The organism is Bradyrhizobium sp. WYCCWR 12699 (assembly GCF_032144035.1).
GTDB lineage: Bacteria > Pseudomonadota > Alphaproteobacteria > Rhizobiales > Xanthobacteraceae > Bradyrhizobium.
Map to the genome: position 1 here is coordinate 638,435 of NZ_JAVTJN010000032.1, position 20,603 is coordinate 659,037.

General features: G+C 61.1%; 16 protein-coding genes and 1 pseudogene. 10 read left to right on the plus strand and 7 right to left on the minus strand.

All coding sequences use genetic code 11. The features are described from left to right. Positions 1–15: 15 nt before the first annotated feature. Positions 16–294: a hypothetical protein gene (locus RPS27_RS17865; RefSeq protein WP_006022624.1), complete on the plus strand. Its 279-nt coding sequence runs from the start codon at positions 16–18 to the stop codon at positions 292–294. Positions 295–319: 25 nt separating this feature from the next. On the opposite strand, the gene RPS27_RS17870 is transcribed toward RPS27_RS17865, so the two are convergent. Continuing rightward, a complete protein-coding gene (locus RPS27_RS17870) occupies positions 320–508 on the minus strand; it encodes a DUF3606 domain-containing protein (RefSeq protein ID WP_006022625.1) in 189 nt (62 codons plus the stop codon). A gap of 104 nt (positions 509–612) precedes the next feature. Here RPS27_RS17870 and ligD (RPS27_RS17875) point away from each other — a divergent pair, with 104 nt between their 5' ends. Further along, positions 613–1,533, plus strand: a complete 921-nt coding sequence (gene ligD, locus RPS27_RS17875) for a non-homologous end-joining DNA ligase (protein ID WP_006022626.1) — start codon at positions 613–615, stop codon at positions 1,531–1,533. A gap of 353 nt (positions 1,534–1,886) precedes the next feature. Beyond that, a complete protein-coding gene (locus RPS27_RS17880; RefSeq protein WP_006022628.1) occupies positions 1,887–2,090 on the plus strand; it encodes a hypothetical protein in 204 nt (67 codons plus the stop codon). 95 nt (positions 2,091–2,185) lie between these two features. Here the strand turns inward: RPS27_RS17880 and RPS27_RS17885 are convergent, their stop codons facing one another. Beyond that, positions 2,186–2,788 carry a hypothetical protein gene (locus RPS27_RS17885; RefSeq protein WP_006022629.1) on the minus strand — a complete coding sequence of 201 codons (603 nt, stop codon included), beginning with the start codon at positions 2,786–2,788 and terminating at the stop codon, positions 2,186–2,188. 138 nt (positions 2,789–2,926) lie between these two features. Between RPS27_RS17885 and ligD (RPS27_RS17890) the strand changes: the two genes are divergently transcribed. Beyond that, entirely contained in the window at positions 2,927–3,874 is a 948-nt protein-coding gene (gene ligD, locus RPS27_RS17890) for a non-homologous end-joining DNA ligase (protein ID WP_006022630.1), read from the plus strand. Between the two features lie 52 nt (positions 3,875–3,926). Here ligD (RPS27_RS17890) and RPS27_RS17895 read toward each other — a convergent pair whose 3' ends face one another. The 3 genes from RPS27_RS17895 to RPS27_RS17905 all read right to left on the minus strand — a co-directional run bounded on the left by RPS27_RS17895 (position 3,927) and on the right by RPS27_RS17905 (position 6,111). Then, on the minus strand, positions 3,927–4,391 hold the full coding sequence (locus RPS27_RS17895; RefSeq protein WP_006022631.1) for a metallophosphoesterase family protein: 465 nt from the start codon (positions 4,389–4,391) through the stop codon (positions 3,927–3,929). Beyond that, positions 4,388–4,894: an NUDIX domain-containing protein gene (locus RPS27_RS17900; protein ID WP_028145790.1), complete on the minus strand. Its 507-nt coding sequence runs from the start codon at positions 4,892–4,894 to the stop codon at positions 4,388–4,390. Before RPS27_RS17900 ends, RPS27_RS17895 begins: the two co-directional genes overlap by 4 nt. A gap of 284 nt (positions 4,895–5,178) precedes the next feature. After that, complete coding sequence (locus RPS27_RS17905; protein WP_006022633.1) at positions 5,179–6,111, minus strand: Ku protein; 933 nt, start codon at positions 6,109–6,111, stop codon at positions 5,179–5,181. Between the two features lie 145 nt (positions 6,112–6,256). On the opposite strand from RPS27_RS17905, the gene RPS27_RS17910 reads away from it, so the two are divergent. The 6 genes and pseudogenes from RPS27_RS17910 (at position 6,257) to RPS27_RS17935 (ending at position 14,355) form a co-directional block, all read left to right on the plus strand. Next, complete coding sequence (locus RPS27_RS17910) at positions 6,257–6,652, plus strand: hypothetical protein (protein ID WP_024337238.1); 396 nt, start codon at positions 6,257–6,259, stop codon at positions 6,650–6,652. 46 nt (positions 6,653–6,698) lie between these two features. Next, positions 6,699–7,148, plus strand: coding sequence for a hypothetical protein (locus RPS27_RS17915; protein WP_006022635.1), 450 nt, complete (start codon positions 6,699–6,701; stop codon positions 7,146–7,148). Between the two features lie 3 nt (positions 7,149–7,151). Then, a complete protein-coding gene (locus RPS27_RS17920; protein WP_006022636.1) occupies positions 7,152–7,877 on the plus strand; it encodes an SOS response-associated peptidase in 726 nt (241 codons plus the stop codon). Beyond that, positions 7,874–8,941, plus strand: a pseudogene (gene dinB, locus RPS27_RS17925) (DNA polymerase IV). Before RPS27_RS17920 ends, dinB begins: the two are co-directional and overlap by 4 nt. A 234-nt stretch (positions 8,942–9,175) precedes the next feature. Further along, positions 9,176–12,619 carry a DEAD/DEAH box helicase gene (locus RPS27_RS17930; protein WP_006022639.1) on the plus strand — a complete coding sequence of 1,148 codons (3,444 nt, stop codon included), beginning with the start codon at positions 9,176–9,178 and terminating at the stop codon, positions 12,617–12,619. Next, positions 12,616–14,355 carry a phospholipase D-like domain-containing protein gene (locus RPS27_RS17935; RefSeq protein WP_006022640.1) on the plus strand — a complete coding sequence of 580 codons (1,740 nt, stop codon included), beginning with the start codon at positions 12,616–12,618 and terminating at the stop codon, positions 14,353–14,355. Before RPS27_RS17930 ends, RPS27_RS17935 begins: the two co-directional genes overlap by 4 nt. 311 nt (positions 14,356–14,666) lie before the next feature. On the opposite strand, the gene RPS27_RS17940 is transcribed toward RPS27_RS17935, so the two are convergent. Both RPS27_RS17940 and RPS27_RS17945 read right to left on the minus strand, forming a co-directional pair. Beyond that, a complete protein-coding gene (locus RPS27_RS17940; protein ID WP_006022641.1) occupies positions 14,667–17,981 on the minus strand; it encodes a UvrD-helicase domain-containing protein in 3,315 nt (1,104 codons plus the stop codon). Then, complete coding sequence (locus RPS27_RS17945) at positions 17,978–20,434, minus strand: PD-(D/E)XK nuclease family protein (protein WP_244432725.1); 2,457 nt, start codon at positions 20,432–20,434, stop codon at positions 17,978–17,980. The genes RPS27_RS17940 and RPS27_RS17945 overlap by 4 nt, the downstream gene beginning before the upstream one ends. Between the last annotated feature and the right edge of the window lie 169 nt (positions 20,435–20,603).

Here is a 20,603-nt window from a genome sequence, read left to right on the forward strand (position 1 = left end):
ATTCGGAGTTATTCAATGCTGATGACCAGTGAGCGAAGGCCGGCGATACGGACACTGCAGGGTTGGGCGATCCACGTGCTCCAGGAAGCGGGCGCCATCCGCGAATGCGAAGAGCATGGTTGGATGCAGGACCGCGCCGATCCGCATGCACGAGAGCGAGCCTTCGATATTGCCCGTCGAGACCCGCCAGCAGACGTCTCCCGTCAAGCCGCGGAGGCCGCGCTTCACGACGTGCTCGACTCGATTGGCGATACCTGCCCAGAATGCCCCCCTGACGAGGAGGACCCGCGCTAAGCACCGACGCCGACCCGTCTGCTACTCAGCGGCCTAGCCGTTTCTCCACCCGCTTGCGCGCGTTGCCGACCTTTTTGACGGCCTTTTTCACCGCCGGCGCCGACTTTCCGGTCTTCTTCGCCTCGTACTGCACTTCGTAGTCCTGCCCGCCTGCCACCCGCGCCCGGTCCTGCTTTCGTCCGCGCGCCGTTTTGCTCTTCTTCGCTGCCGCCATCGGTGCCTCCTGTTGGGACATCGAAGCAACGCGACAGGGATTCGCAGGTTCCGGAACGATTCGAACTGTGCCAATTTGAATCGGCTGTAGCGTGGAGTTCTTCAGTGGCGTTTCAGCGTAACAAGCCGGCGGCTATCGGCGTCAAGGCGCCTTTCCCCGCCTTCATCGAACCGGCCCTGGCATCCTCGACAGAGAAAGTGCCGTCGGGAGAGCGCTGGATCCACGAAATCAAGTTCGACGGCTACCGTGTTCAGGTCCATCTGGCCAACGAGACGGCGAAGATCTCCACCCGGCGCGGCCACGATTGGACGCACCGCTTCAAGAAGGTCGCTCATGACGCCTGGCGGATCAAGGCGAACTCTGCGGTGGTGGACGGCGAGATCGTGGTGCCAGCTGCCGATGGCACGACCGACTTCTCGGTCCTGCAGAACGAGCTCAAGGGTAAGTCGAGGAGCATCGTGCTCGTGGCGTTCGATCTGCTCTATCTGAACGGCCGAGATATCCGGAAGCTACCGCTTTTTCAGCGCAAGGCCGAACTCAAGAAGATCCTGACCGGCACCGACATCCAGTTCAGCGAAAGCTTCGCGATAGACGGCCGCGAGATGTTTGCGCACGCCTGCAAGCTTGGCCTCGAAGGTGTCGTCTCGAAGGTCCGGGACGGCGCCTATCCGGCCGGACGCACGAATGACTGGGTCAAGAAGACCTGCGTGCAGCGTGAGACCCTGACTATTGCGGGTTTCGCGCTCGATGGAACGAAGTGGGACGGCATCTACGTCGGCCGGCGTAAGGGCGACGATCTAATATACGCCGGGAAGGTGGACCATGGATTCGACAAGGCATCAGCCGCCGACCTTCAGAAGCGTCTGAAGCCGCTGATCCGCAAGACGCAGCCTTATGCAAAGCGGATTGCGCACAAAGGAATCTGGGTCGAGCCCAAGCTGCTGGCCGAGATAGAGTACCGTGCAAAATCAGCGGAGGGAAAAGTCCGTCATCCCTTCTTCAGGGGGCTTCGGGAGGATCTGTAATGGATGCCTTTGACCGCTTCTGGGAGTGGGCGGAAAAGCCGCTCGATAGTCCGCTGACGATCCCTGCGGAGCTCCATCGAGCGGTTATGGAGCTGTCTCCGGAGGACAGGCGGGACCGCGCAAAGGTCAATGAGGCCGCAGGGCGGGCGGTTTCCGACCGATAGTTACCAGCGAGCGCCCAGTCTGAGCGCGCCCGCTCGAGACCCACCATTCAAGATTGACCTGCTTGAATTGGACAGTGTCCGAATTCGCGAAACGGAGTATGATCTGGTCATCACCGGCAAAGGCACTCTGCCCGCGGGCACCGGTGACTGAGAGACCAATCGCGCTCCCGCCTGCAGCAGGAGCCACCAATGTCTCATTATTCCGAACGTGTCATCCTTGCCCGTCACCATGTTGCCAAAGGACGTCAGATCGTCGAAAGGCAGCAACGGATGGTCCGCAAGGGTGGCGCAAACATCGCAGAAGCTCTGAAGCTCCTGGCTCTCTTTGAAGCAACGCAAAATATCTTCGAGGATGATCTGGAGCGCATCTTGCGGGAAGAGCGCAACTGCTAAGGCTCGCGACTTGGCAGTTTAGAGTCTGGCAATTTCCGGTCTCGGCGGCAAATCAGGCGTCAACGCTAAGACACGAGATGGTCGCACTTTGAGACCTAGCCTCGCGCGCGTCGTAACGCGACTTCCAACCGGGCCTTCTCCTTTTCCCAACGCGCTTCCTCGTCCCGCGCGCTTTCCTCAAGAACTTCGAGCTGTTGTTGAATGTCAGCGGCCTTTTCTTCGTGCTTGCGACGGGCCGCGTCCAAGGCACTTTGCGCCTTGTCGACGGCGTGCTGCCGTCGCTCACGCTCCTTCTGCCGGACGGCCTCCTCCTTGGCACGTTCGCGCTCCCGTTGCATCTGCTCCTTCTCTAAAGCAAGTGCAGCCTTCCGGTCGGCCGCATCGTCGTGGGCCCGCTTAGAAGGCTTCCGCGGTTGACGGCGGCCTGTCTTCTTTGAGCTGCCGCTGGCAAGGTCGGTAGGTAGCTCGGCATGCTCCCTGAATGGCCCGTTGGAGCCGACGGGTCTCTTCAGAACGATGCCCGGCGCAGCCATAGTCGCCTCGATGACGTCCGGATCGTCGCTTTCCTTCGCCGCGCCCTGGTGGAAGAGATTGCTGTCAGCGCCCCAGGCTTCGAGGGCCGCTTTCATGGAGGGAGCGGCGATCGCCAGATCGAAGAAGCCCAGCGAGGTCTGATAGGTCTTCAGTTTTCTGGCCATCGGTCTGATCCGCCCTCGTCGATCGTCAACGTCTCGCACGCCACCATGCCTGCGGAACACGACGCGGCCCCGAAGCGTTCCCCAATCCTTGAAGGACGTCCATGCATTTCGCAACGCGCTCTTAAGGATTGGCCTTGAATGAGCCGGATGTCGACCCTGCCCAAGCGCCTGCAGCCGATGCTTGCTACGCTTACCGAGGCGCCGTTCGACGACCCCAGCTGGGTTTTCGAGGACAAGTACGACGGCTTCCGGATGATCGCGGAAATCCGGCGGGGCAAAGTTGCGCTCTACAGCCGCAACGGCAAGATAATCAGCCGCAGCTATATTGAGGTCGCCAAAGCGCTGGAGGGCGTGAAGGGCGACGCCGTGATCGATGGTGAGCTTGTCGCGATCGGTAAGGATGGCGTCTCACATTTCCAGTTGCTTCAAAACGCGCTGCGCCATGAGGCGAAGCTGCTGTACTGCGCCTTCGATCTCATGTTTGAGAACGCAGCGGACTTGCGCAACCACCCCCTCCTCGAGCGGAAGAAGCGGTTGAAGGCAATACTGCCGCGCGACAAGTTGATCGCCTTCAGCCATCACCGCAAAGCGAACGGCATGAAATTCTTCGCCGAGGCCGAGCGGAAGGGTCTGGAAGGCGTCATGGCGAAGCGCGCCGACAGCGCGTATGCGTCCGGAAGCCGGACGGCGGATTGGCTGAAGATCAAGACAGCAAAGCGGCAGGAAGTGGTGATCGCGGGCTTCACGGCGCCGAGGCGTACAAGACCATACTTCGGCGCCCTGGTCCTCGCCGTGCGGGAAGACGACACATGGCGCTATATCGGACATGTTGGCACTGGCTTCAGCCACAAGGTCCTGGAAGACCTCCACGCCAAGCTCGTGAAGCTGACGATCCCGAAATCACCCTTCCCTGCCAAAGTGAAGGACGAGGCCGCCACGACCTGGGTCAAGCCCTCGTTGGTCGCCGAGGTCAAATTTGCGCAGTGGACGAGCAAGGGCGAACTGCGCCAGCCCGTCTACCTCGGGCTCAGGTCCGACAAGCGGGCGAAGGATGTCGTGCGTGAGCGAGAACGTCCGCGCAAGTAGCTTCCCTTCGGCGAAAGCCGGCAAAAAGGATTGATGCACTCTCCGCCGACACTCACTCGCCTCCAAGGTCGTGGATTTCCGGTCGCATGCCGTCAGGCGTGAGTTCGAGCGTCGCAAACGTGATCGGCAGCTTGAAACGCCGAGGTCCCGCGCTGCCGGGATTCAGGTAGAGAATGCCACCGACCGTGTCGATCTTCGGTACGTGGGAATGCCCGGAGACGATGACGTCGAAGCCGGCGCCGAGATCGGTCTTCAGCGTCTTCAGGTCGTGCAGAACGTAGATCGACTTACCTGCCAGACGGACGAGTTTCGTGTCGGGGTAGTCGCGAGCCCACTTGCCACTGTCCACGTTTCCACGAACGGCCGTGACGGGTGCGATCCGGCGAAGCGCGTCGACGATCTCGGGGCGTCCCATGTCGCCGGCATGAATGATGTGATCGACGCCCGTCAGGCCTCGCTCCGCCTCGGACCTCAACAGGCCGTGCGTGTCCGAAATGACTCCAATCCTGAACATCATTTCCCGACGCTCTCAGCCGAGATCGCCAAAAGACGATCGAGAAACTCTACCTGAGCGGACAGCATCTTGGTCCGCGCTAACTCGATATCAAACCATTCCGCGCGGTCGACTTCGGGAAAGCTCTGCCGTCGACCGCTTCGAGGCGGCCATTCGACATCGAAGGTATTGCTGGTCAGTGCTGCCGGATCAAAGTGTCCCTCGCCGCCGAATGCGATGACGCGCTTGCCTCCTCGCTGTCGGACCTCCCCCAGCGCCTGGAGTGGACCAATCGAAGCGCTCGGGCCGAGTTCTTCGGCAAATTCTCGTTGAGCAACGTTCTCCGGAACATCATTGGCATCGATTTCGCCCTTTGGAATGGACCAGGCGCCATCATCCTTCTCACGCCAGAACGGACCGCCGGGATGAACGAGCAGAACCTCGAGCCCCCGAGCTCCTCCCTTGCGGTATGCGAGAATGCCCGCGCTCAAGGTCGATCTCCTGGAAGTCTTTTTCACCGCAGCCATATGGCTCCTACTTTGCAGAGCAATCGAGAGCCGGCGAGCCGTCGTCCCGCCATACGGGACCGCGTTCGCCAAGCGCCTGCTTAGCTTCGTCCGCGGTCCTATGCACCGTTACTTCGGCCTCGCGCTCGGCCGCCTTCCTGGCGCACGCACCTACCCGCCGGGTCGCCATTAGACGGCGACGAGATGATCTCGCGTGACCTCGTTGAGACGGATTTGCCATTCGCCAGAGCCTGCCACGGACGACGAAGGAGTGCCGTCCGGCGTCACCGGATGCTTCACGACACCTAAGCCGACTTCCGCTGCGGCTTGGCCGCCGGCTTTTTCGCCGCGGCCTCCTTCGCCGGCTTCTTGCCTGCGATCGGCATCAGCATTTCCTTCTGCCCGGCCGCCGCCTTGCGCGGCTTTTTTCCTGATTTCTTGGGTGCCTCTGTCGCTGAGGCGCCCTCTCTTCCGATGCTCTTTCGCAGCGCGTCGATCAGGTCCACCACGTTCTCGCCGCGGGGACGCGCTTTCGCGGTGATGGGTTTGCCGGCGCGCTTCTGATTGATCAGTTCGATGAGGGCGGTTTCGTATTGGTCTTCGAACTTGTCCGGCTCGAAATGGCCCGCCTTCTGATTGACGATGTGCTTGGCGAGATCAAGCATGTCCTTGGTGACTTTGACATCCTGAATGTCGTCGAAATACTCATCAGCTGAACGGACTTCGTAAGGATAGCGCAGTAGCGTTCCCATCAGGCCCTTGTCCAACGGCTCCAGCGCGATGATGTGCTCGCGATTGGTCAGCACCACACGGCCGATCGCGACCTTGTTCATCTCGCGGATGGTTTCCCGAATAACGGCGAAAGCATCGTGCCCGACTTTACCGTCGGGACGCAGATAGTAGGGGCGAATGAGATATCGCGGATCGATCTCGCTGCGGTCGACGAACTCGTCGATTTCGATCGTTCGCGTTGATTCCAGTGCGACGTTCTCTAGCTCCTCCTTCGTCACCTCGATGAAGGTGTCCGTGTCGACCTTGTAGCCTTTGACGATGTCCTCGTTGTCGACCTCCTCGCCGGTATCGGCATCCACCTTAGCGTACTTGATCCGATGGCCGGTCTTTCGATTCAGCTGGTTGAACGAGACCTTTTCGGATTCCGACGTGGCCGGATAGAGCGCAACCGGACAGGTGACGAGGGAAAGACGCAGGAAGCCTTTCCAGTTGGCGCGGGGGGCCATCGCGGGGAACTCCATTACTGATGCCGGATTAAAGACGAACGACCGGGCTTGGTTCCGACATCGCGACCCGCCCCACAGCGGGATTTTTCTCATCGGCCTGCCTGGCCGGACTCGACATTTGTTCTTGTTATGTTCTAATTCGGGCATGACCGACCGACCCGCGAGCTGGCGCATGCCGACCCCGAAACAGATGGAAAAATTGGCCGCTGAAGCCGACCGCAGACGAGCGCCGCCCGCTGCGGGTCCAGATGCCCCCCTCCCGGCCGAATATTGGGAATCGGTCCTGAAAGACGCACGCGCCGGCACGACCGGGGCTCAGATGCGGCAGCGACGTCTTTCCGAGATTCAGCGTCACGTGCTGCGCGTCTCCTGCCGCCGCTGCGAGCGGACCGTGGAAATCCAGACCGCTGATGCCGTTCGACTGTATGGCGCCAACGCGCTCTGGAAGGACGTCGCGCAGCGGCTGCTCGACAATACCTGCCGGCAGCGCACCGGCAGGCATGAAGAAGACGGGTGCTGGCCAGCGTTCGAGACGCCGTAGCCGCTCTGGATTTGCCGATCCGATCTCTTTGCGCCTGGATGTCTGGATGGCCCCGAAGTATCACCCTACGCCCTTGTCGGGCGGCGATCGCAAGGCTCTGGCGAAAGAGCTCGGCAAGGCACGCGCGATGGCCAGCATGCTGGCGACCCAATCGGCGGAGATGCGGGCCAAAGGCGGGGCGATGATCCAGCAAGCCGACAGGCTGCTTTGCGAAAGCTGGAACGAGCGGATGTGGAGTGACGGCGAACCGATCGATCCGTCGCCGACCATCGATCAGGCCGTAAATGGAGGCTTCCCCTGGCTGGAGATCAGGTGCGCGCGCTGCAAGACGCCGAGCGATGTCGACCTGGCCGCGATGAAGCACCCGCCGACCACCTTCGTGCACGATCTCGCCAGCCGGCTGCGCTGTCGCAAATGTGCCAAGGCCGGCCGGCGTCCATCCGCGACTCTGCTACAGTTGACCTGGCAGCCGCGCCACCCTCGAGCCGAATCCTGACCGATGTGCAATCTTTATTCGATCACGACCAATCAAGCCGCGATCAACGCGCTGTTCCGCGTTGTCAACCGATACGTTGGAAATCTGGCGCCGATGCCGGGGGATTTTCCCGACTACAAGGCACCGATCGTGCGCAACGGAGTGGAGGGCCGCGAGCTCGCTACGGCGCGATGGGGAATGCCGTCGTCATCAAAGGCGCTGATGGACGCCACGAAGAAGCGAGCCGAGAAGCTGCAGGCCAAGGGCAAGGCAGTGGATTTCAAGGAATTGCTGCGAATGGAGCCGGACGGCGGCACGACCAACATCCGCAATGTGAAGAGCAAGCACTGGACGCGATGGCTGGGGACTGAAAATCGCTGCGTGGTGCCGTTCAACTCGTTCAGCGAGTTCAACAAGGCCGAGGGCGGTGATATCTGGTTCGCGCTCGATGAGACACGTCCCCTCGCCTGCTTCGCCGGTATCTGGACCAACTGGACGTCCGTCCGGAAGGTCAAGGAAGGCGAGACGACCAACGACCTCTACGCGTTCCTCACGACGGAGCCCAACGCCGAGGTCGGCGCCATCCACCCCAAGGCGATGCCGGTGATCCTGACAACGCCAGATGAAGTCGAGACCTGGATGACGGCCCCTGCGGACGAAGTACTGAAATTGCAAAGGCCGCTTCCGGACGGAAGCCTCCGGGTCGTCGCTCGCGGCGTCAAGGAAGACCCAATAGGGCCGACGACGTGACGGACGAGACCGACTACCAAACGGGGCCAGCACCGCATCAGCGCAAGATCATTCTGTCGATATAGACATCTTCTACGCATCAGTGGAGCAGCGGGACAATCCGGACTTGCGTGGCAAGCCAGTCGCTGTGGGCGGGATCGAAAGAGCGCGGTGTCGTAGCTGCAGCGAGCTATGAGGCGCGAAAGTTTGGAGTTAGGTCGGCATTGCCGTCAGTGACAGCCAAACGGCAATGCAAAGAGCTAATTTTCGTAAAGCCGCCGCGCTTCGAAGTCTACAAGGAGGTCTCTCGACACGTCCGGACAATCTTCGCGGAGCATTCTGACGTCATTGAGCCCCTGTCGTTAGATGAGGCCTACCTAGATGTCACCGAGAACATCCAAGGCCTCCCAATCGCGACAGAGATCGCGACCTTGATTAGAGTCAAGATCCTGAGCGAGACAGGCCTGACCGCGTCTGCCGGCATCTCTTACAATAAGTTCCTGGCAAAACTTGCGTCCGACCAACGGAAGCCCAACGGACAGTTCGTGATCACGCCAAAGATGAGGCCGAGCTTCGTTCAGGATCTCCCAGTCGGCAAATTCCATTGAATCGGACCGGCGACCAGTGCGAAGATGCATGGCCTTGGCATCTTCACCGGCATGAATATGCGCAATCAGTCGCTCGAGTTCATGAACGCCAATTTTGGGAAAGCTGGGGCGTATTATTACTGGATCTCGCGGGGGATTGACGAGCGTCCTGTCCGTGCCAACCGAATCCGAAGGTCCGTCGGCGCCGAAAGCACGTTTCGCGGGACTTGGCAGACCACGAAGCGCTGACCATCGAACTGCGCCCACTGGTCGACAAGGTCCGGCAACACTGCGAGGCGACGGGCGCGCGAGGCCAAACGGCGATCCTTTTCAGATTTCGAGCTGATCACTCGCAGCACGTCCGTACGCATGAACGACACCGCGGACGATCTCTCTAGCCTGGCTCTTGAACTATTAGCGCAACTTATGCCGCCAAAGAGGCCGATCCGGTTAATCGGTATCTCTGTTTCGGGGGTTTGTTGGGTCAGGGCTCGATGATGATCAATTGCCACTCATGCTGGCTTGATTTGGCGGGTCCAACCGCATCTCGTTGCTGCTTGCAATAGGTGCCATCCACTCCCCCAATTTACACAGAGCATGCTTGGGAAAACGCGCAAAATATCGCTTTGCAGTCGATAACTCTGACCCAAAGCATATACTGCGCTATCATATACGAATCACCGCATTTGTACTGTTTCAAGGATGGATTACGGCGCTATGGCGCGAGCTACCATGCAAGGCAAAGCGACGCTCGACGCACGATTCAAGTTTGCTGATACCGCGTTTTCGAGCGGCACCGAAGGTTGGAATTCTCAACTTCGTTTTGCCACCGGCATCGCCGACGGCGAGGACTATCTTCTTCGTCTGTTCAAGAAGACCGGAACCCCGCTGGACGAGGACCTGAAGCGGCTCATCACGCACGGCCTCAGGCGTGTCCGGCGTGTTCTGTCGTCACGCCGTGCGCGCCAGTTATTGGTCGAGGTTCTTGAGATCGTCGAGGACCAGGAAGAGATCGGTATCTTAATGGTTGATCCTGGCAGTCCGATCTGCGGGTCATTGCACAGGGTTCGAGCGCGAGAAGGCCGGCTGCTTACGACGACCGGCCGCAAGATGTTTTGGCGCAATATCTTGCGCGTAGCTGAAGGACTTGCACTTTGTCATGATGCGGGCATCGTGCACGGCGCTGTCAGCGAACATACGATCTTTTCGCATAGCGATGAAAAAGAGGATTTCCGACTCGGCGGCTACGAAGCGTGCGTACACATTGCCGACGGCGATGTGGGCGGCGCGGGACATCTGCTGCGGCCCTCCGGCACCGTCTCGTTTCGCCGGGACTGGAGTGATCTTGGGCAGGCAGCGTCGCGGATCCTCGGCCTGACCGAGGACGGCGGCGGTCCTTCCCTGCTGTCGATCGAGCGACGCATGCTTAATCGTCTTGCCGATCCGCCACGCTACCAGCTTTTCGACGGAAGTATCGTGCTAAACGAGATCGCCGAGGTCGTGGCCGATCTTGACCGGTCGGGGTCAAGCGGCGAAGGCGAGCTAATTCTCTACCCTTCCACCCAGGTTACCCAAAGCGACCTTGCATCGCTTACATCGGGCACCATCCCGGCTGACGATAGGGATGCGGTCCTCCGTTTTGTCGAAGAGGATCTCAGCGGACCAACGGTACGCACTGTTGTCGTAGATGAGGCCTTCGTGCGTATCGTCACCGACCTTGCCGCGTATGGCGTGAAAGTCATCGATGACTATGTCGGCATGATCGAGAACGCCAACAAGAGGCGGCCTGACGACTACATCTATGATGCCGTCGAGGTTCGCCACCGGATTCATCTTGCGCGAACTCGGAGAAGCGCCGAAGAGCGAGTACGCAGGCTTGGCCCTGGCGCCAAACCGTGGATTGACGCGAGTGTCACAACAGGAGTGAGCCGATCAGTCGAAGAGATTCCCACTTGGTACGCCCTCATTCTTCTCGAAGCCTTTACTTGGCTGCGGGAGCAATTCCGAATCTATCCCGTCGAAGTGCTTCACCCGCCGTCCGGCGGGGATTCAGATTTGGCCTGGATCGCCTCCCGCGAAGATCCCGACCGGGACATGCGACGCAAGCTGATGGGACTGCGCCCGGCATACGACGCCTTGGCGCGCGAATTGAAGTACGACGACGGCAAACCAAATTGGACTCTTTCACGCAGCGACGCGCTCGCCGGCGATCGGGAGCGATTTCCGGAACTCAGTTATGAGGGAACGGGCGGTGTCGTCGACGGCCGCCTACCGTTCACGTTCGCGACAAGCGAAGCTGTTGTACCGGGGCAGCTTCTTTTTCTTCGTCCTCGAAGAGATGGTGGATTTGAACGCGCAATTCGCCGCCGCCTTCAAAATATTGTGGCGGCCCGGACGAATATTGAACTCTTGAGAGCGATTGACGATCCGGCGCAGGTCGCGCTGGACGAAGTATTACGTGATATTGCGACCCCGAATGCGGTGCCGCCGGACGAGATGGACGGTTCGAAAAAGGTGGCATGGGACGCAATCGTATCAGGCAAGTCCATCAATGTCGTTGTTGGCCCTCCTGGCGTCGGCAAGACGTTCCTAATTTCGAATCTTGTCAAAAGCATTCTGGACAAAACACCGGACGCAAGGCTTCTAGTGTCGGCGCAAAACCACGAGACCTTGATTCAAATGGAGGACGAACTCAAGGCGACACTGGCGAGCGGCACGAAGATCGTCGTTCGTGTCGAGCGGACACGATCGACCGATGAAGTCAGCTCCTTGCGTGCGAGCTCCGTTGATCTTCTTAGGTCCGTTTCGACGGTCGACCACGCCGCTGAAAGCATGATGGTCAACCAACGCTATCAAATCAAGCAGGCGCTCCGGCCCGTTGATGCGTCGGAAGCGACGGTTGCGGAACGCGTATTTCGCGATACCGACAATCTGCTGCTGCGCTCTTCCGATGTCACGCTTGCCACGACATCGTCGCACATCATCGAGGAGATGATTGCCGATGGCGATCAATTCGACTGGGTCATCGTCGAAGAAGCGGCCCGCGCCAACGGTGCGGAACTGATCGGCGCGCTATTGCTGGGCAACAGAAGAATCATGGTTGGCGATCACAACCAACTCTCTCCATTCGATGCCGCCCAGCGGCAACAATTCTACGATCCCGAGCGCGCAGTTGATCTGCTGCGGGACGCGAAGGAGCGGCTTGAAACCATCTCCGATCTACCGCCGGAAGTTACTGAGGCGCTTGATACAGTTAAGTCGAGCGAACATCTGATGAGGGAGGCTCTCGCAACAGCGGCGCGTCTTGAAGAACCGTTTCGATCAATAGCTGAGCGCGAAATTGAGCGCGAAAAGGACACGGGGCGTCCGAGCACGATCGTCAACACGCTGCTGGAACAGAGCCGCATGCACCCCGCCATCGGCGATCTCGTCTCGAATACTTTTTATGACAGAAAGCTCGCTCCCTCCGACCGCGTCAAGCGTCGCACGCTAACGGTCACGTCCACGGTCGCGTACCTCACCTCTCCAATCGTTCTTCTCGATTTTCCGCCCCTCAGCATGTCAAAACGGCGACATTTCGAACACAAAGTGGAGCGATCATTCCGCAACGAGCTTGAGGCGCAGGCCTTGATAGCGGCCTTGAAAGGGTTGCGGCCGATAGTTGGCGCGGACGGCCGCCGACCGACCCTCGTGATCATCTCGCCCTACGCGGCGCAGGTGAGATGGTTCAAGCGCTTACTGCGCGGCCAAGTCAGGAAAGACAAGACCTTGTTCGGCTTCGCGAGCCCGCGCAGTAATGGTGAGTTCGTCTTTACCAGCGATAGCTTCCAAGGTGGCGAAGCCGATGTCGTGGCCGCCAGCCTTACGCGCAACAATGTCATGGTGGGATCGCGCGCGCTCGGATTCGTCAAAAGCCCACAGCGCATGAATGTGCTGCTCAGCCGCGCCAAGCAAAAGCTGATTCTTGCCACAAGCCAGCGCTTCATTCGCGAAGTGGTCGAAGGAATCGATCCGGATGCAAAAAAGGACGATCTTGAATTCCTACGAAAGATGCTGAAGGAGCTCGCGACCCTCGCCGGGACCGATTACGAGCTCGTCAGGAAGGATGCTCCTAGCATTAAGGTGAAAGGCGCATCCATCGTCGCGATCGACGAGAACGGGAGGCTTCCGGCGTGAAAATCTACCTTCCCGCTTGGCACTATCGCGCGCGCGCCATCGTTCAACGCACATGGGGATGGAGTCCAATCGAAGAAATGATCCTGCTCGCGCTCGATCGCACCCCAGAAACGATCGAAGAGGTGGCAACGTCGCTCGGGATTCCAAGCCAGGTCGCGGGCTCGACCATCGCGCGGTTGATGCAGTTCGGCCTGGTCGAGCTTCGCCTGGCTCCTGTCCCTCAATTGGCGACAAGCGGCGTCGGTCAAGACTTCATCCGGTTGGGTGGCGCCTTGCCGGAGCGAACTGAAGATCGGGAGATTCACATCAGTCTAGTGCTGGAGAAGGTCGGACACTCGGTCTTTCGCAACCGCGACGTCGAGACCGCTCCACTCTATCGGATGACCCATACAGATCACAAGGTCAACTTTCCTCCGGGCCCAGATGAGACCGATGACACAATGGCGGTCCGCGTAACGCAGCTCGTCGCCGGCATGCTCCGTCCCGGCGAATGGCTGCGCGGCGTTCAAACGATCAACTCCGTTCTCGAAAGAAAATATCTCGCGATCGAACTGAACGACGTCAAGAACGGATTGCTCCCTGAGGGGGCCAGCCAGGACTTGATCGGCGCTCTTCAAGCAACAATCAGGACTGGTATTCTGCCGGAAGCTAGCGATCCGCAGCCAAGCCGGTCAGTGACCGTCGATACGATGATTGGCACCGATCAATTGATCGTCGGCGGCGAACAGCATCTCGAATGCTTCGAACGCATCGTGGGTCAGGCCGAGGAAGACGTTTTCGTACTTTCGACTTTTGTGACGCCTCACGGCGAAAAATACACGGAGCAACATGAACGCATTCGAAAAGCTCTTGAACAGGCTGCGCAGCGTGGCGTGCGCTGCCACTTGTTCTACGGTACTGCGCTAGACACCGACAGAAAGAACGCGATCGCGATGCAGGAGCTCAATATGCGGCTCTCGTCGGTCCGTCGCGCGCGTGGCTTTGTGTTCACGCAGCGCGATTCTGTTCGAAGCCATGTGAAATGCCTTGCCGCGGATGACGGCCACGGCGGCGCTGTCGTCGTGCTCGGCTCCTCCAATTGGCTGTCGTCGCCCTTTTCTGCCTTGGAGGTGTCTGTCGAGCTGACAGAGAACCGCGCGGCCGCGGCGGGCCTGGATCTTTTGCGTTCTATCGTGTCACCTCTTTCAAGCGCCAGCCGTTCGATTGAGACGCTCCAATTCATAGCATCGGATTTAAGGCGCTCGCGGAGCGCCTTAACATCTAGCGCCGATGCTGGAGGGAGTATTCCAGTTCGGATGAGCATTCTCCAGGCTGACGATCATGAGCGATTGATTCGGAGGGTTGCTCACGAAGCCGAAGAGCGATTTGTCTGCTGTACCAACAAGGTCGGAGCTCCCATGGTGCCGGCGATCTTTAACCCCGCCGAAATCGCAGGACGCCGACTCGACGACGTCCGTGTTTACTACTCGCGCCAGACCGGGCCGATCAAACGGCGGCACGTCAAGGCCCACCGCGAACGGCTACATGGTGTAGTCGATCTGATCGCCGTGGAGGATCCGCAAGTCCATGCAAAGTTTCTTTTGTGGGACAGAGATCACGTCGTGGTGAGCACGATGAATTGGGGCTCTCAGTCGGGTTCACCGGATAATCCTCTCGACGAGATCGGCCTCCATTTGGAAGGGCCTGGCATAGCCGAGTTCCTCCTAATGAAGTTCGAGAGTCAACTCGACGATTAGTATCTGACACGTATTTTGGGCTGCGTCCAAATTGTCAACGCGCTGCGCGCCAATTGCGCTGAAATTGCTGAGTTCTTTGTTCAAGGTGGAAAGAGAACCTTTCGCCATCTATCATCAGGCGCAGCCAAAACGCCTGATAAATACAAAGCAGACCGAGCTCGCCGATTTTCCTACAGACTACGACGAAGATCGGTATGACCCCCAAAAATCTGCCGTCGTGAAAGCCACGCCGTCATAACGCAACCCGTTTGCAGTGCTTAGCCGGGTGGGCAGCCCCGATCGGGAGCGTCCAAAAGACCGCCTCACGAATTTTACCGTGGCGTTCTAGTCGTGACCCACCGAATGACGCCATCCGTCATGTAAACCACGGCGCCCCGAGGTGCTCCTGTGGCACGAAGATAGTCGCTCAGCTGAGCGGCATGATCGCGCCTATCCTGCTCGCTGGGCGCGACATCGCTCTTCCAATCCAGGACAACGGCAGGCTGACCATCTTGAACAGCGATGGCATCTATCCGCCCAGCCAGCGCAGTCGCCGCGGGTGAAGCCGAGAGCATCGCATAAATTGGCCACTCCGGAGCGAGGCTTGGCCTGAGTGCGGCGATTTCGGGCAGTGCAAGGGTGCGCGCGACGGTCACCGCTATTTCCTCTGGGTCCGGAAGCTTCGCTCCGTTGTCAGCATCAATTATAAGCTGCGTCATCAGCACTCGCGCACGTGCAGCGACGACCGGCATCTCCTCGGCCAGTTCGCCGGTAAGCATCTCCTCCATCAGCTTGTGGAGAATAAGGCCCCGCACGCGGCCGGCGCCGACCGGCAATTCGGTTTCTGGGGCTTCGCCAGGCTCCATCGCGATCGCCTCACCTCTTGGCGCTCGATCAGGATCGTGATCGCTTGGCCGCAGCCACTGGAGCGGCATCGCCGCGGCGGCGATCGCGGCACGCTCTGCCCCGAACAGCTCCGGCGTCTGCGTATTCGGAGGCGCGACGTCGGTCACGCGGGCGACCGGCGTCAAGTGCGACAGGACAAGCTGCGGCAAGTCCCGATGCGCAAGATCAACGATCCGTGCCCAGGACCGCTGCTCAGCCTGAGGCAATTCCGGAACGATCAGAAGTTCGCGGGCGCGCGTGCAGGCGACATACCAGAGGCGCTCCCGCTCGCGGGCCAAGCTATCGTCTTCAGACTCGAGTGCGCGAAGCAGTTCCGGCGGAACCACGTCGCCAATCAGCCAATGCAGTGTTTCGTCGTCGGCGCGGTAGACGAATGCCTCGCGCGAGCGCAGCAAGGTGCCGGTGTTGATCGGAATTACCACCGGCCATTCGAGACCCTTAGCGCTGTGGATCGTGATGATTTCGATCGCATCGCCTTCCGCATCAACTCGTCCCTCATTGTGGGGCACGCCGTCGCGCCATTCCCGGGCGAGATCCCGAACGAACTTCCTGAGGCCTCGCACACCGTAAGGCCGCGCACGTTCCAGGAACGCTTCGAGATTGGCGGCCGCGCGCGCACTACGATCACCCTCGCGCGCGGCGAGGGTTGCACGGACCGCGAGGCGTTCGATCGCTTCGGCCAAGAGCAGCGCAGGCGTGGTCGCCCGCACGCGTTTTCTGAGGTCTTGTAGGATCGCGAGCGTGCGACGTGCCAGAGGATGGGCGACATGATCGACATCGGTCAGCACCGAGAAGCGCTGGGGCGCTTCGGCGCGATCGAGATGCGGCGGAAGACCCACGGTGATGTCGAGTAGCTCCTCCTCAGTAAGCCCGACCAGTGGGCCACGCAGCAGCGCGCCGAAGGCCAATGTGTCGCCAGCGTCGGCGAGTACGCGAGCTAGCGCGAGCAGGTCCTGCACTTCTTGCCGGCGGAACAAACTCTTGCCGGCCTGCGAGGCGATCGGCAGCCCGCGCTGCTCGAGCGCGCGCTCATAACGCCAAAGCTCGGCGCCAGTTGGCGCAAGCAGGGCGATGCCGCCGGCAGTGAGCGGTACGATTGCGCCGTCCTCGTCGCGGATAGGGAGATTGCCGATAAGGCGGGTGCAGAGATCGGCAACGGCTTCGGCCTCCGCGTCGCGGATTTGAGCGGGCCGAGAATCAGGCGGCACATCCACTGTGATTCGCGCCGCGCAGGGCAGATCATGATCGGGGTCGCCGAGCGTCGACGTGAGCGGCACGTAACCGGGCTGGCCTTCTCCCGACAACGGGCGCGCGAAGCAGCGGTTGATGTGCCTAAGGATGTCGGGACGCGAACGAAAATTGGCGGTGACCTGAACGATATTTTCCGGCAATTGCCGCTCAACAGCGGCGCGCGCCTGCGAGTATGAGCCGATATCGGCGCCTCGGAAGCGATAGATTGCCTGCTTCGGGTCACCGACCATGAATAAAGCCCCGGCACGCAGCACGCTGTCCTGCCAGCGTCCGGCGCGATCCTTCCCCGCGATCCCGAAGAGGATCTCTGTCTGAACAGGGTCGGTGTCCTGAAATTCGTCGACGAAGATGTGGCGATAGCGTTCTCCAAGCGCGCGGCGCACGTCGTCATGCTGGCGCACCAGCGCACGCGCCTTCTCGAGCAAGTCGTCGAAGTCCAAGACTGCAGCGGCCCGTTTGAAGGCGGCGTAGTCATCGAGTACTTCGTCGAGCTCGGCCGCAAGCTGGGCGACAAGCGCGGTCGCGAACCGACCAAGAACGGTCCGGTAGCAGCGATTGACCCGCTCAAAGCATGCGGTCGCCTCTTCATTGAGGAGCGCGCCTCGCTCTTTGCCCGCGACACGCTCCCAAGCTGATTTCCGTCTCGGCGTGAGAAGATCGAAACTGTGTCGGCGCATGCACGCGAGCTGTGGCGGATGGGCGAGACGCCAGAGCGTGGCAAAATCCGGTGGAGGGTCGAAACTACCGGCGTAGAAGTTGGCGAGCGTCTCAAGCTCTCCGACCAATTCTAGGGTCTTGGGCTCGACCGGCTGCGACGAAATCCAGCGTCGGAAGTCCGCGACGGCGTCGACCAGGTCGATGTCGGGCCGACCGCCGAGCTCGGCGGGCAGAGCGCGTGCGCCGCGATATCTGAGACGGAAGCGTGCGAGTTCCTGAAGAGTATCGACGATGCGACGCGGATCATCGCGCGAGAGTGTCGCGATGGCATCGCCTGGCCGCTCGGGCGCATTCAATCGCCGTTTCAGCCACTGCTCGAAGACGGAATCGAAGGCCGCCGCCGCCTGAACGGCGTCAAGAATGCGCGCGCCCGGATCAATGTCGGCCTCAACCGCATAGCTGGAGATGATCGTCTGGCAAAATGCGTGAATGGTGGCGGTTGTCAGTTCGTCGAGCTTCGCCGCTGCACCGGAAAGTGCGCGTCGTTGGTCCACGTTTAGTCCGTTGGGCAGAGCAAGCCGCAAAGGTTGAGGCACACGTCCCGCAAGCAGCTCCTCGACATAGCGTTGCACGCGCGTCGCCAGCCCGCTCGCGGCAAGCTCTGTGAAAGTGATCGCGGCGATCGCGCCGGGCTCGGTGCCACGCGCGAGCAGCATGGTCAGGCGTCCGGCCATTAGCGCCGTTTTGCCGGTGCCGGCGGCGGCCTCGACGAGCAACGTGGCGTCGAGATCAGTCAGGATGCGAAGCCGTGCGGGATCGTCGGCGAGTGTCATCGGCAGCCCCACACTCGTGCAAACCCTCCGAAAGCGCGCATGAACGCGCCGTTCTTGAGCTGAAGATAGGCTGCTGGCGACGACGGCAGGGCTATGCGGAAGTCATTGTGCTCTTCCTGAGCGTCGGGGCCAGGCAGGGCATGGCCACCGCGCAGGAGGGTGATGGCCGCCGTGACATGCCCGCCGAGTTCGGCGATCGCCTGGTCGACGTCCGGTAGGCGATAGGGCCTCGGCTCTTTGTTGCCGAGAAAGACGAGGCGCGCGATCACGCGCGGATTGTCGGGGAGCAACTGACTGGCCGCGACCGAATAGATGACGCGCTGAAGCTCCGCACCGCGGCCAAGCACGATCTCCTCCGCTCGGCGCGGTTCTACGCCGGTCTTATAGTCCGACACGCGCACGCCGCGACGGTCGCCGGTGAGATCGAGCCGATCGATATTGCCTCGGATGCGCACCTGGGTACCGGGAATCGTAACAAGGGAATCGGGGCGCCAGGGTAGATCGTGTGCCATCGCACCATCGCCAGCTTGACTGAAAGCAAGCTCCGTCCAGCTTCGCGTACCGGGTTGGAACGTCTCGTCAAGCGTCAGTGCCTTGAGGGCGAGCTGAGCTGCGGCAGCGAGCGTGTGTTTCCAGAGCAACGCGGGCGGCGCCGATCGCTTGAGTGGCCAATGCGTGCGGACCGTCTCCGTCGAGGTCGCGAGCGCAGCTTCGATTTCCTCCCGGGACGCACGCGCATAGCCCGGCACAGGTTCGAGCGCATCAACCGTGCGCTTCAGCAACTCATGGACCAGCTCACCATAAGAGCGTGCGTCCAGCGTGAGGGGCTGATCGTCTTCTGGGACCGCGCGCCAGCCCAGCGCGTAGCGCCAGACGAAGGCGAGCGGATCGCGCAACATCAGCCGCAAGGAGGTGGCGGACTGGACATCACCGATTGCGCGGACGATTTGGGGATGGTCTGCGCGAACCTGGCCATCGTGGGCGGTGACGATCGGGCGCCGCCAGTTGCGCCAGCAGAGATTGGCTGCGGTGAGCGCCGGCGATGTCGCCGCTTCGTCCGGCCGTGCAAGAAGACGATCGGCCTCGCTGAATGCATGCTGCGGAATGCGCGCCCGCTTCAGGATCTGCAAAGATGCGCTCTGCGGGATCAGCGGGCTGGCGGACAACTGCCCACCTTGAGCGTTACGCCGGCTTCGCGAGAGAACGCAGCCGCGCGCCGCCTGACTGGTGATGACGGCAAAGGCGCGTCGATCTTGCTCGGCGACGGGATCAGGGTCAAGCACAGAGCGCGGCAGGATGTGGGCCGGTATCAGTGGGTCCTCGGCCGTGCGGCGCGGCCAAGAGCGCGATGTCATGCCGAGCAGGCGCACCCAGGGACGCGGCGCACCTGCAAGGTGGCTCGCCGGGCACCAGACAGCGCTCGCGCCTGGATCGCGTCCATCGGGCAGCCGCAAGTCCTCTAGTGAGAATTCGAGCCCTTCGGCCGGCGCGCGTCGAAGCGCCTCGGTCCAGAGCGCACGGGCCGCTGTGCCCAATAGCATCGCGCCGGCCTGCGCAGCCGCCTCGGGGCCACTCGCAAGCAGCCGCAGAATGGGCATCACGACCGGTCTTGGATCGCCTGCGTCGGCGCGGCGGCCGGTCGCCTCGTCAAGCGCGCGCTGCCACTGATCAATCTCGAACAGCGCCGCACCAGGCTGGAGGCCGAGCGACCAGTCCGCAGGCAAGTCGGCCAAGGCACGGCTTCGACCCGCGGCATGGCCGAACAGTCGCCGGAGGCGATCCTGGCCAAGCCCGTTGAGCAGGACGTCGGCAAGTGCGGCGCACGCTTGTCCCTCGCGCGATGCGAGGACCGGCACGCCGTGCGAGAAATGGAGTGGGAGATCCGCGTCCGCGACGAGAACCAGGAAGTGCTCGTCCCAGTCCTCGGTGGCCGTGGCACAGATCGCGATCTCATCGGGTCGCGCGCGGCCAGAGGCAATGAGTTCACGCATCCAACGTAGCGCTTCGACTGCTTCGGCGCGCGGGTTCGCGCAGGAAACTAAGGATATGTCCGCAGCCATCTCGCGGTCGCTGGTAATTAACTGGCCCGGAAACCAGTTCGCATCGGAGGTTCCAGGATTGCGCCAAGCGAGTGGGACCGTCTTCGCGAGCGTCGCAAGAAGCGGACGCCAGACCGATGCAATCTCACTGAGCTGATCGATATCGATTGACCCGAGCGCTGCAGCCGCATGGGCCGCGTGCGCAATTGCGGCATCGCGCAAGTCGCGCGGTGTCAGAACCCCTGCTGGGAGGTTGGCGCGAACGCGGCGCTCGACCTCCGCAAGCTCGGCAAGCCGAGCATTGTGGCTAGCGAGCCCCTCAAGATCGAGGTCGGCTTGCCAAACCTTTGCGAGCGTGCGGGCGATTGACCGTGTCGTGCCCGGAAGCTGACGGATACCTTCGAGCTCCGTCAAGCCGCCGGCGGCGAGTGCAGCGCGAATGGCTGGGTCGAGGTCCTGGGATCGCGCCGGTCGGTTAAAGCCTCCGGCGAGACGTGCAGCAAGCAGTGGAAGTGTGAAAATCTGCAGCCCAGAATCCGCTCGCTGTGCGGCAGCGATCCGCGCTGTACGGAATGCAAGCGGC

What these genes read in the sequence shown, in the direction of transcription:
- RPS27_RS17905 (WP_006022633.1), bottom strand. Translation starts at nt 6,111, where the DNA reads ATGGCCCCCCGCGCCAACTGGAAAGGCTTCCTGCGTCTTTCCCTCGTC.
- RPS27_RS17920 (WP_006022636.1), top strand. Translation starts at nt 7,152, where the DNA reads ATGTGCAATCTTTATTCGATCACGACCAATCAAGCCGCGATCAACGCG.
- RPS27_RS17865 (WP_006022624.1), top strand. Translation starts at nt 16, where the DNA reads ATGCTGATGACCAGTGAGCGAAGGCCGGCGATACGGACACTGCAGGGT.
- ligD (WP_006022630.1), top strand. Translation starts at nt 2,927, where the DNA reads ATGAGCCGGATGTCGACCCTGCCCAAGCGCCTGCAGCCGATGCTTGCT.
- RPS27_RS17895 (WP_006022631.1), bottom strand. Translation starts at nt 4,391, where the DNA reads ATGATGTTCAGGATTGGAGTCATTTCGGACACGCACGGCCTGTTGAGG.
- RPS27_RS17900 (WP_028145790.1), bottom strand. Translation starts at nt 4,894, where the DNA reads ATGGCTGCGGTGAAAAAGACTTCCAGGAGATCGACCTTGAGCGCGGGC.
- RPS27_RS17940 (WP_006022641.1), bottom strand. Translation starts at nt 17,981, where the DNA reads ATGACACTCGCCGACGATCCCGCACGGCTTCGCATCCTGACTGATCTC.
- RPS27_RS17915 (WP_006022635.1), top strand. Translation starts at nt 6,699, where the DNA reads ATGGCCCCGAAGTATCACCCTACGCCCTTGTCGGGCGGCGATCGCAAG.
- RPS27_RS17880 (WP_006022628.1), top strand. Translation starts at nt 1,887, where the DNA reads ATGTCTCATTATTCCGAACGTGTCATCCTTGCCCGTCACCATGTTGCC.
- RPS27_RS17910 (WP_024337238.1), top strand. Translation starts at nt 6,257, where the DNA reads ATGACCGACCGACCCGCGAGCTGGCGCATGCCGACCCCGAAACAGATG.
- RPS27_RS17870 (WP_006022625.1), bottom strand. Translation starts at nt 508, where the DNA reads ATGGCGGCAGCGAAGAAGAGCAAAACGGCGCGCGGACGAAAGCAGGAC.
- RPS27_RS17885 (WP_006022629.1), bottom strand. Translation starts at nt 2,788, where the DNA reads ATGGCCAGAAAACTGAAGACCTATCAGACCTCGCTGGGCTTCTTCGAT.
- RPS27_RS17930 (WP_006022639.1), top strand. Translation starts at nt 9,176, where the DNA reads ATGCAAGGCAAAGCGACGCTCGACGCACGATTCAAGTTTGCTGATACC.